At 58.1% G+C, this 11,298-nt stretch carries 12 protein-coding genes and 1 pseudogene; all 13 read left to right on the top strand.

The window, feature by feature from the left end; all coding sequences use genetic code 11:
• Positions 1–1,231 (top strand): annotated as a pseudogene (locus KF708C_RS36840) (hypothetical protein); the annotation flags it as partial.
• A gap of 201 nt (positions 1,232–1,432) precedes the next feature.
• Positions 1,433–1,792, top strand: a complete 360-nt coding sequence (locus KF708C_RS35305; RefSeq protein WP_082080228.1) for a Lar family restriction alleviation protein — start codon at positions 1,433–1,435, stop codon at positions 1,790–1,792.
• A 912-nt stretch (positions 1,793–2,704) separates the two neighbouring features.
• Positions 2,705–2,881 carry a hypothetical protein gene (locus tag KF708C_RS36265; protein ID WP_156174065.1) on the top strand — a complete coding sequence of 59 codons (177 nt, stop codon included), beginning with the start codon at positions 2,705–2,707 and terminating at the stop codon, positions 2,879–2,881.
• On the top strand, positions 2,878–3,336 hold the full coding sequence (locus KF708C_RS33725) for a hypothetical protein (protein ID WP_059416176.1): 459 nt from the start codon (positions 2,878–2,880) through the stop codon (positions 3,334–3,336). Before KF708C_RS36265 ends, KF708C_RS33725 begins: the two co-directional genes overlap by 4 nt.
• Positions 3,336–3,509, top strand: coding sequence for a hypothetical protein (locus tag KF708C_RS36260; protein ID WP_156174064.1), 174 nt, complete (start codon positions 3,336–3,338; stop codon positions 3,507–3,509). Before KF708C_RS33725 ends, KF708C_RS36260 begins: the two co-directional genes overlap by 1 nt.
• Before the next feature lie 4 nt (positions 3,510–3,513).
• Positions 3,514–3,822: a hypothetical protein gene (locus KF708C_RS36255; protein WP_156174063.1), complete on the top strand. Its 309-nt coding sequence runs from the start codon at positions 3,514–3,516 to the stop codon at positions 3,820–3,822.
• Positions 3,800–5,137 (top strand): hypothetical protein, encoded by a 1,338-nt coding sequence (locus KF708C_RS33720; RefSeq protein WP_156174062.1) that lies wholly within the window; start codon positions 3,800–3,802, stop codon positions 5,135–5,137. The genes KF708C_RS36255 and KF708C_RS33720 overlap by 23 nt, the downstream gene beginning before the upstream one ends.
• A gap of 2 nt (positions 5,138–5,139) precedes the next feature.
• Positions 5,140–7,335, top strand: a complete 2,196-nt coding sequence (locus KF708C_RS33715) for a portal protein (protein ID WP_059416172.1) — start codon at positions 5,140–5,142, stop codon at positions 7,333–7,335.
• Between the two features lie 24 nt (positions 7,336–7,359).
• Positions 7,360–8,112 carry a hypothetical protein gene (locus tag KF708C_RS36250; RefSeq protein ID WP_156174061.1) on the top strand — a complete coding sequence of 251 codons (753 nt, stop codon included), beginning with the start codon at positions 7,360–7,362 and terminating at the stop codon, positions 8,110–8,112.
• Between the two features lie 528 nt (positions 8,113–8,640).
• Positions 8,641–9,843, top strand: coding sequence for a P22 phage major capsid protein family protein (locus KF708C_RS33705; RefSeq protein ID WP_059416169.1), 1,203 nt, complete (start codon positions 8,641–8,643; stop codon positions 9,841–9,843).
• Between the two features lie 88 nt (positions 9,844–9,931).
• Positions 9,932–10,201, top strand: a complete 270-nt coding sequence (locus tag KF708C_RS33700; protein ID WP_059416166.1) for a hypothetical protein — start codon at positions 9,932–9,934, stop codon at positions 10,199–10,201.
• 14 nt (positions 10,202–10,215) lie between these two features.
• A complete protein-coding gene (locus tag KF708C_RS33695; protein ID WP_059416165.1) occupies positions 10,216–10,614 on the top strand; it encodes a hypothetical protein in 399 nt (132 codons plus the stop codon).
• Position 10,615: 1 nt separating this feature from the next.
• Positions 10,616–11,298: hypothetical protein (locus KF708C_RS33690; protein WP_059416162.1), on the top strand; the 683-nt coding region annotated here is incomplete at its 3' end.

Raw genomic sequence — 11,298 nt, 5'->3', positions numbered from 1 at the left:
GAGCGAGCCGAGCGCCGGCGCGCAACAGGCAGTATGCAAAGGCGCGCCGGAGCTTGGAACAGCATGCGGGAAGTGCTCGCGCTGTCTCGCTGCCCCTGCGCCGAGCGCATCGCCTGCCGCCGATCAGGCCGCAGACCGCCAGTGGCGCGCTGGGTTCTTGGCGGGCTGGAATGCCGGCATCGAAGGCGACGAGGCAAAGCTACGCGCCGCGCAGAACCGCGTGGGCAAGCTGGCTGACTACGAGGCGAGCGCATCGCCTGCCGCGCTGACGGACGATGATATTCAAGAGCGCGAAGAAAATCGCTACTGGAAGGAAAACGAACCGGCCCGTGCGCTATCGCGTGCCACGCCGCAACCGAGCGTCAAGGCGCTGACGCTGATCCGCGAGAAGCTGGAGCGGTTTGAAGCGTGCGCGGCAGACGATGAGGGCTGCGATATTGGCCGACACTGGCTTGACGCGCTGACCACCGTTGGATTTCTTTCCCGCATCCAGCGCGCCCCCGCCATGTGGTCGCTGACGCCTGCTGGCGAGGCGGTCCTGGCCGCAGAGCAGCCCAACACCACCTTCCAAGATCGCGTCCAGCCGTGGATGCTCGCCTGCTTCGGCGCCGAGATCGCGGCCGACACCGAAGAGCGCAATCACCGCTTCCTCGAAGAGGCCTTGGAACTGGTGCAGGCATGCGGCGCGACCGCAAGCGAAGCGCACCAGCTCGTCGACTATGTGTACGGCCGGCCCGTGGGTGACAAGCACCAGGAGGTTGGCGGTGTAATGGTGACGCTGGCCGCGCTGTGCCTCGCGCAGGGTCTGGATATGCACGCCGCCGGCGAGACCGAACTCGCCCGCATCTGGACCAAGGTCGAGCAAATCCGGGCCAAGCAGGCGGCAAAGCCGAAGCACTCGCCACTGCCGCAGCACGTTGCAGAGCAGCCCAGCGAGGACAAGCGCGATGCGGTATCGCATTGCCGCTGCGAGGAGCCCGGCGAAATCATTGAAGGATACTGTCAGGAGTGCGGAGAGAAGGTTAGCAAAGGGTCGTTCGCTGTGCTGCTGGAGGAGTTGGCACGCGATGCAAAGCGGTACCGGTGGCTGCGGGAGCGCAACTGGAACGAATCGACGCTCTTCGTAGTTTCGGGCCATCACTCCCTGGTCCGGCTGGGCACGGACTGCCCCAGTGGCGAGCGCCTGGACACCGACATCGACGCTGCAATCGCCAAGGGAGAGGGGGAATGAGCCGATACCCATATACCGAATCATGCGACTTCATCCGATCGCGTGTGGATGACTCCGATGAGCATCTTGGCATACGAGTGCCAACGATTAGCCGCTCACAAGCATCGGCAGCGAGAAGAGCTATCGCCGAAGCGCTTGGTATGGATGAGCAAGAGCTGGCAGTCAAATTGGCTGATTACGCGCGAAGCAAGGGAGTGATCCATGACTGAGAGCGCAGAGCTGAAGCCGTGTCCGTTTTGCGGTGCTCGGCCGACCCTGAAGCGGCTGGATGAAATCGTCGGAATCTCATGTGGCGAGGAATCGGGTTGTGACAACACTGGACTATTCATTGCCTTCGCCGCAAGCAAGGAGACAGAAGCCATCGCTGCCTGGAACCGTCGACCCCTTGCCGATGCTACGGATGGCTGGCGCACCCTCGTGGAGGACCTGGTCGAAGAACTCGAAGAACAAGTGTGCTATCGCTACCAAGGCTATCCGCAGGACGACCGCCGCTTCGTTCGCGACATGCTGACGGTGAAGGAAGCGAGGGAATTTCTCGAAGCCCACAAGGACAAGCCATGACCACCATCCTAATCATCGCCGCGGTGTGCTGCGCTCTCGCCAGTGCAATTGCGTTCATCTGCAACTATGTCGCCGCACGCTTTGATGCGGAGCTTTGGGAGGGGGAGGAGTGATGGCAATGAATCTATGTAAGGATTGTAAGCATTGTGAGGGAAGTGACACGGGTAACTACGAATTTGCATTCTGCAATGCCCCAAAAAACTGTAGGGTTGACCCTGTCACTGGCTCAGCAATAAGACGATGGACATTTGCCTCTACACACCGTCATGGGAGTTGGTTTGAGGCTTATTTGGTAGGAGCATGTGGCATTCAAGGTCGATGGTTCCAAAAGAAGCTTGAGGTGGAAACATGATTTGGCCTGCTATCGCTTCGCTTCTGCGTCTCTCGAAGACGAGCGAGGCACAGCCGAAAATTAAGAAGCCGCGCATCCGACGCGTGATTTATCCGACATTCATGCTGATGTTTCCAGTGGAACCCGCGTACTGGTACGCATGGGAATGCACGATCTCCGGCGCATGGTCTTACCGCGCCTACGGCATATCACCAAAAGATGCATATGACCAATGGGTCAAGGCAGGCGGAAGCCTTTGGCCTACAACTATCGAATTGCGTTAGCAGATGATGCCGACATTTGCAAGTTGTGAGCAACCAAACTATCATCTACATCGAACAGACGGCAATTTATGCCACTGATTCACTCATTGGAGCTATGAAATGTCGAAAAGTGATCTGAAAGGTGGCTCCATGAGCGCCGCCGTCAACTGCGCCCAATCCGCGCGCACCAAGCCTGCCGGCGGCAAGGTCGCAGCGCCTCCGGGTCCGAAGCCGGAGCCCGTAAAGCTGAATGGTGTGCCGGCGCCGAAGATGGGCGGCACTAGCCGCTGAAATCTTCATCACACATCGAGGCGTGATATGGCCAAGCACTGGATTCAGGACGCGGTGAAGAAACCCGGCAGTCTGCGCAAGGAACTCGGCGTCAAGAAGGGCGAGAAAATCCCCGCGAAGAAACTGGATGCAGCCGCTAAGAAACCGGGCAAGGAAGGGCAACGCGCCCGCTTGGCCAAGACGCTGAAGGGGTTCAATAAATGACTGCGCTTGTCTCTCTTGCCGACTACGGCGGCACGCCTCAGCAATTGGAAGGGCAGTTCATCCCGACGAAGTTTGCCGCGGTAACGCTGAACTCCGCCTCAGGTACGACGCCACAGAACATGCTTGTGGTGCCCGCAGATAAGTATGTCTTCGTCACTGGAATTCAGATCACGATTGATCCCATTGCAACGCTCGGCGCCGCGGGAATGGAATTGATCAGCATCGCAGACTCGGTAGACGGCAACATCGCCACGCTGCGTGCTTATATCCCAGCATTGGCAGCCTCTCCAACAATCCCCACTGTCATCCGCCAGACAAGTGCGCCAGGCGCTTTCTGGGCTTCGTCGCAGAAGGGCACGACGATCGCTGCTTCGCTGTCGGTCGCGCTGACTGCTGCATCGGTGCGGATCTCGTTCCACTACGGATTCACCAACAAGCTCATTGGGAATAACTGATGACCTTCGCAGACACAGCCAAGCGCCGGATGGAATTGCGCCGCAAGTTGGGCGACAGCGCAATCTCGCGAATCCAAGAACAGGATGCGAAGCGCATGTATCTACAGGCGGCATGCAATGAAATCATGTGGCGCGTGCGCATGCTTCGGCACTCTGCTGGATCGCTAAAGTAACGCGATGAGCACTAAAGAAGTGACAAAAATTGTCACTCGCAAACCTCCTGCTGCTGGCAAGGGTCGCCCTAAAGGTGCGTTGAACAAAACCACCAAGGCGGCGAAGGATGCTATCGCTCAAGCGGCAGAAGAACTTGGAGGTGCTGACCGTCTAGTGGCTTGGGCCAAAGAAGACCCAGCGAATGAGCGGATCTTCTGGGGAAGCATCTATCCGAAGCTATTGCCACTTCAGGTAACGGGGGAGGGTGGCCAGCCTCTCACCATCCAGATTGTGAAGTTTGGAGCGAGCAATGGCGACGATCCAGCTTCCTAACGGATGGCAGCCGCGTCCTTACCAACGTCCTGCTTGGGACTACCTGGAAAAGGGTGGGAAGCATGCTGAGTTGATCTGGAGCCGACGTGCGGGTAAGGATGAGGTCGCACTTCATCGCACTGCTGTCGCTTCTTTCGAACGCATAGGCAGCTACTGGCATATGCTGCCTATGGCGGCCCAGGCGCGCAAAGCGATCTGGAATGCGGTCAACCCGAGGAGTGGCAAGAAGCGTATTGACGAAGCCTTCCCGCTCGAGATCCGCAGCAAAAAGAATGATCAGGAAATGTACATCGAGTTCATCAATGGCTCGACATGGCAGGTTCTTGGATCGGACAATTACAATGCGATGGTCGGCTCGCCTCCGGTGGGCATTGTCTATTCGGAGTGGGCGCTTTCCAATCCTGCTGCAAAGGCATACCTGCGACCTATCATTGCTGAGAACAACGGCTGGCAGATCTTCATCACCACGCCGCGCGGCAAGAACCATGCATATACGACCTTCAGGGGCGCCAAAGACGATCCTGATGCCTTCGCGCAGATCCTAACTGCCAATGAGACAGGGCAATACACACTCGAGCAACTCGTAAAGCTTCGTGCCGAATATGTGCGTGACTTCGGCGAGGCAATGGGCAATGCCCTATTCGATCAAGAGTTCATGTGCTCGTTTGAAGCCCCAATCATGGGCGCTGTCTATGCGCGCGAGCTGCGTGACGCGGTTGATCGCATCATGCGCGTGCCATACGATCCATCCAAGCCCGTGCATCTCTTTTGGGATTTGGGCCGCGCCGACAAGACGGCCATCTGGTTCGCGCAGCTAGGCCCGTTCGAGTATCGCGTCATCGACTACATGGAAGGCGTGGGAAAGCATATCGGCGAGTACATACCTGATCTGCAAGCTAAGCGTTACGTCTTTGGGGATTGCTGGCTCCCGCACGATGCGAATAATGAACTGCTCGCTTCCGCACGTACCGTCGCGCAACAACTGCGCGATGCCGGGTTCAAAGTACGCACGGTTCCCAAGACATCAATTGATACTCGTATCCAGGCAGCACGCTTGATGTTCCCGCTCATCTACTTCGATGAGAAGCGCACGGAAGAAGGCGTCACAGCACTGCGCAACTACCGATATGACGTAGATGAAGAGACGAAGCAGTTGAGCAATGAGCCTTTGCACAATTGGGCATCCCATGCCGCGGATGCGTTCGGCTACATGGCCGTCGCGCTTCGTGAGCCTAAGAAACATGAACTTGCCAAACCGAAGCGACAGCCGCATGCACTGCAAACCGGCCGCTTCAATGGCCAATGGATGGGCTAAACATGGCAGATAAAGACGAAGACATCATCGCGCGCGCCCATCGGCGTTTCAAGGAGGCTCAAGAGTGGGAAGGCGACGCTCGCCAGCGCTTCAAGAACGATGTCGAGTTCTTGTACGCAGATCCTGACAATCAGGCACAGTGGGATGCGGCAGTGCGTGCACGCCGTCAGATCTCTGGACTGCCGATGGTGACGATCAACAAAGTGCATACGCATTGGCTGCATGTGGTCAATCAGATGAAGGAAAATCTGCCGGCGATTACGGTCAAGCCAACTGGCGACGAAGCGACCTATGAGTCGGCGCAGATCTATGGTGCCGTGATCCGCCATATCCAGGTGAAATCGCAGGCGGCAACTGCCTATAAGATCGCAGCACAGTTCCAGGTAGGCGCAGGCATTGGCTATTGGCGCCTTGTGACCGAATATGCGGATGACAATAGCTTCGATCAGGAAATCCGCATCAAGCAGGTGCCCGATCCTCTTTCGGTGTACCTGGATCCGCACATCAAGAACCTCGATGGTTCCGATGCACGCTTCGGTTTCATCTACGAAGACATGCCGCGCGACAAGTTCGAGGACAAATATCCGCGCGTGAAGATTCCAATGGGTGCCGATAACAATGGCGTGCAGTCGTGGATCATGAAAGACACGGTCCGCACGGCGAACTACTACGAGGTCGAGACGCGCAAGGAATGGCTTTATGCCATTCCGAATGATGATGGAAGCATGCGCTTTGTTCGTGAGTCCGAGATGGAGGCAAACGAGCGTGCACTGTATGCCGCGGCCCATCGGGAAGATCCGGAAGTTGTCATGCGTCGCCGCGTCGACAAGAAGACAGTGCGCCTCTATGTGATAGCCGGAAACGCCATCGCAGAAAAGGGGATTTGGCCTGGTGCCTATGTCCCCATCATCCGCGTGCCGGGCGAGGAAATCGTCATCGAAGGACGTCTTGATCGCAAGGGTCTCATCCGGTATCAAAAGGATGCGCAGCGCGCCTACAACTACAACGCATCCGCAGCACTGGAGTATGGTGCGTTGCAGAGCAAATCGCCGTGGACAGCCCCCGTCGAAGCCATCGAGGGGCTTGAGAATTATTGGGCCACGGCGAACACGCAGAATCATGCTTATCTGCCATACAACCATAAGGACGAAAACGGCGATCCTATCCCGCCTCCGCAACGGCAGCAGCCGCCGAACAGTTCTCCGGCCTATCTCGAGGGCATGCAGGTGGCTGAGCGCGAGTTGATGATGTCCAGCGGCCAATACGAGGCCACTTTCAGCGAACAGGGCAACGAGATTAGCGGGGTATCGATCACGAAGCGTCAGAAGCAGGGCGAGCGCGTGACATTCCATTTCCCGGATGCGCTGAACGATGCGCTGCGCTTTACTGGTGTTCAACTGGTCGACCTGATACCCAAGGTCTACGACACGCGGCGCGTGCTGCGCATCATGGCCGAGGATGGCGAGCAGCAAACTGTGGTCATCGACCCGAAGCAGACCGAAGCGCTCCGCATGGAGAAGGTGGCGCAGGAGAATCGTGTCAATGCAAGCTTCAACCCGAATGTCGGCCGCTATGAGGTGGTAGTGGATCCTGGCCCGAGCTATGACACCAAGCGCGAAGAAGCCTTTGAAGCGCTCACGAATCTGATCGTTGCCAATCCGGCGATGGCCCAAGTCATTGGCGATCTGTATATGGCGGTGGCTGACTTCCCGATTGCCGACAAGTTGCGCGAACGCATGCGCAACTGGATCAATGCCACGAACCCGGGTGTGGTTGGAGATGGCCCCACGCCGAAGGAACAGCAATTGTTGCAGCAGCTGCAAGCCGCGGCGGATATGGTCAAGCAACTATCGGAGGCATTGGCCGAGAAGGACCGCGCGCTGGACATCGAGAATCGGCGCCTGGACATGGAGGCACTTAATCACCTGGCGCTGCGCATGGAGAACGAACGCGAGGCCATTACTGCCGCATTCAAGGCCGAGACGGACCGTCTCAAGTCGATCTTGGGTGCACTCGATCCGAATATCCTCGGCCTCATCGCCGAAAAGCTTGGCACGGAAGTACTCACGGCCCCGAATCCGGGAGAAGACGTCAATCCCCCTACGATCGATCCCGCAGCAGCCTATGCAATGGGGCTGCCTACTGTCACCGATTCCAGCCCGCAACCGCAAGCCGCAGCTCCATTACCCCAACAATAAACTGCCCATCAATCGAGGAAAATCATGGACCAAGTAGTAGAAACGACATCGACTGAAACGGTTTCCGCACCGAACGATGGCGCGCCCCAAGAGACGCAACAGCCAAACCAGAATGCACAGCCGCCTGAATGGGTGCCGAAGCGCATGGGTGAACTGGCGGCCGCTCGCCGAGCCGCAGAGCAACGCGCTGAGCAGATCGCCGCTGAGAATGCGCGCCTGCAACAGCAACTGGCTGCACTACAGGCCGGACAGCCCGGTGATGGGTCAGAACCGCCCCAAGTTGTGCCAGCGCAGCAGCATCCGAATGTCGAACAGCTCGCGCGCACCTATGCCGAGCAAATGATTCAGCAACGCATGGCCGAGCAGCAGACCAGCAGCCGCATTGCGGAGGTTGATGCCGCAGCGCGTAAGGAGTTCGGCGCTGACTATGACACGTCGGTGCAGAACCTGACGATGGCCGGCATTGGCGGTCCTGAGTTCCTGTCGGTCATTACCAGTGTGCCGAACCCAGAAAAGCTCGTGACATGGCTCGGCAAGTCCGAGAATCTGGGTGAGGCCATGCGCGTGATGGGTCTTTCGCCCATGCAAATGGGAATCGAGATGACAAAGCTCGCTGGGCGCGCGGCCAAGGAAATGACCAAGCAAGTCTCGAAAGCCCCTCCTCCCGTTGAGGGGGTCGATGGCGGCTCGAGCGGCGGTAGTGGTGGTTCGGAGCCCAAGATGGGCACGCCGGAATGGTTCGCCTGGCGCAACAAAAATGCGCGTCGCCGGCGCTGAGAAATGAAAAGCCCCTCCAAAGAGGGGCAACTCACTCGATACTTACTAAAGGTATCAATTCCGAGGGGAGGCTGCTCGGCTTTTACTCCCAGCGCACGGGCTTTCACCAGTGTTAGTGAGGGGCCGGTGCTGATCTCCGGCATTGCCGTCCTAGACGAATGGCAGATCGGCATTTACCTGGAACTTAGGCGCATCAGCCTGCGCGTTCCCTCAAGTCATGCCGCTTACCGAGTTTTTCGCAGTGCTCGGGGAGAGCGCCACCAGCAAGCGGCATGCGTGAAGGCATTAAAAGTATAGCGCACCACATTGACATCACACAAGAAAGCTACTATTTTGCAGTTACTTGGCATGAAATTGCTCAAATCCTCAATTTTGTGAGCGATTAGACTCATGCTAATGGATTTCCAGGCATAAGCGAGCCGTCAATCGCTGGATTGGCCCGTCAAGTTGGTCTCCGCAGGGCAGAGACAAGTCGCGGATGCGCAAGCACCGCTCCTTCGTTCCCTGTCTCTCGATTGGAGTGCCAACGTGGCCAATAGCCTGCTCACAATCAACATGATCACCAACGAAGCCGTGCGTCTGTTTACGCAGACGAACGCCTTCCTGCGTCGTGTCGACCGTCAATACGACGACCAATTCGCCCTCACGGGCGCCAAGATCGGTAATACCCTGCGCATCCGCCTGCCCAACGATTATGTCGTGAACAACGGGCCGGCCATCACGCCGCAGGGTACCAACGAACAGAACACGACTCTCACGGTCGCCAGTCAGAAGAACGTTCCCGTTTCCTTCGGCACCGCCGAGAAGACGATGAGCCTCGATGACTTCAGCGAGCGCATCCTGGCGCCGGCAGTGAATCGCCTTGCTGCGACGATGGCGGCCGACCTGATCACCGTGGGCAACGCTGCAGCGAACCTGTCGTACAAGGTCGATGGTTCCGGCAACCTAGTTTCGCCGGACATGGGCACGTGGCTCGATGCAGGCGCGAAACTCTCCAACAACCTCGCGCCGCGGATGGATCGCACGATCATCCTCGACATGCTGACCGAGGCACGTACGATCCCCACGCTGGCGGGCCTGCTCAATCCTCAGAAGAAGATCAGCGACCAGTACGAGACTGGCATGATCACCAGCGATACGCTGGGCTTCGACTGGTACGACGACCAGACGGTGCAAATCCACACCAACGGCACGTTCACTGCGGGTACGGTCGCCGGTGCTGGCCAGACGGGCAACACCCTGACGGTCAATGCGATCACTGGCACCCTGAACAAGGGCGACATCATCACCATCCAGGGGGTGAACGCGATCAATCGACTGACTGGCCAGACGCAAGGTGTTCTGCGCCAGTTCGTGGTGACTGCGAACGTCAACAGCGGCGCGACTTCGATCCCGATCTACCCGGCCATCGTGCCCGCACCCGCGGCGTTCAACACCGTGACCGCTTCGCCGGGTAACACCGCGCCGATCTCGCTCGTGCTTCCTGCCAGCGCGCAGTACCGCCAGAACCTGGCCTTCTATCCGGAGGCCTTCACGCTGGCGACTGCCGACCTCGAAATGCCGACTGCTGGCGTGGTGTCGTCCGCGCGCGCGATGTTCGACGGGGTGTCCATGCGGATGATCGAAGCATATGACGTGATGTCGGACAGCCTGATCACGCGCCTGGACATTCTCTACGGCTTCGCTGCAATCCGTCCGGAATGGGCTGTCGCCGTCGCCGACGTTCTGTAACGCGCTCCGTCCCGGGCATCTCTTCCTCGATGTGTGGGATTTGGGGCGTCTCTAACGGGGACGCCCCTGTTTTCGAAGGAAAACAGTCATGCACAACAACCGCGAATTCACCTCCGAGTATGTGTTTCAAGAGTTCCCGAAATGGGTGACGTTGGCCGATGGCTCGATGCTGCTCGTCAACAGCGCGGAGGAAGAAGCTGTGGTGATCGGCCCGAAAGAGCCTAAGCAAGAAGGCGACGCCACTGCGCAAGCCGACAAGGCTGCACTGCTCGAGCAAGCGCGTGCACTAGGGCTAGATCCGCATGCCAACACCGGCGTGGAAAAGCTGAAACAACTGATTTCTGAAGCGAAATCCTAAACAGGAGCCTCATCATGAAAAAGATTCTTTCCTTAGCCGTGCTTGCCGTCGGCTTCTGCTTCTCGATGGCCGCCCAAGCGCAATTCGTGCCCACAGCGGCATTCCAGACCATCACCAACCAGTGTGGCACCTACTTCAAGCAGGGCAGCACGTTTTATGATGGCTCTGGCAATAGCGTTGGCTCTGCGCTCCCGTTCTGCGCTGGTTCCCTGAGCACCCAGAACGGCGCGAGCGTGCAGATGCAACCCGCACAGTTCACGGTGGCCACGCTACCCACGTGCAATGCATCCTCGAAAGCCCTGCTGCTGGTCGTGACTGATGCAACGTCGTCCACCTACAACGCATCCTTGACTGGCGCCGGCGCGGTGACAGTGCCAGTGCTGTGCAACGGATCTGCCTGGACCTCTCACTAACATGTCCAGTCCTCTGCCGACGACTCCCCGCGACCTGCTAAACATGTCGCTGAAGATGGCTAACGTCCTTGGCGTGGGCCAGACTGCCTCGGCGGAGGACACCAATGATTGCTTCCAGCTTCTGAACATGTTGATGGCGCAGTTGCAGCGCCGTCGCTACTATGTGTACCAGTTGATCGAGTCGGCCAAGCAGGCCACCGGCCAGCAGTCATACACAGTAGGACCAGGCGGTGACTTCGACATCCCCAGACCGTCCAAACTCGAGTTCGCATTCTTCCGGCAGAACGTAGCCACCCCGCTGCCCGTGGATTATCCGCTTGAGATCCTCCGCGCGCGCGAGGACTACAGCCGGATCAGCATTAAGACCCTGAACGCCTTCCCGCAATTCGCCTTCTACGATGCTGGCAATCCGCTCGCTAATCTCTATATCTGGCCGATCCCCAATAACCAGTATGAGATACATATCGTTGTGATGCAGCAGCTTCAGCAGTTCTCAAATCTAAGCGATGAGATCGTTCTGCCGCCAGAGTACAAGGCAATGCTGCTGTGGAACCTTACGTTGGAGCTTTATCCGTTCTATGGGCTCGCAGTGAATGAGGTGGTGAAGGGCAAGGCGGAAGCCAGCCTGCGCATCATCGAGGAAGCCAATGCGCAGATTCCACAGCTGCAGATGCCGGCCGCGCT

It is taken from the genome of Cupriavidus basilensis (assembly GCF_000876015.1).
In the GTDB taxonomy this organism is placed as follows: domain Bacteria; phylum Pseudomonadota; class Gammaproteobacteria; order Burkholderiales; family Burkholderiaceae; genus Cupriavidus; species Cupriavidus basilensis_B.
This window is presented reverse-complemented; position numbering and strand designations above follow the sequence as displayed.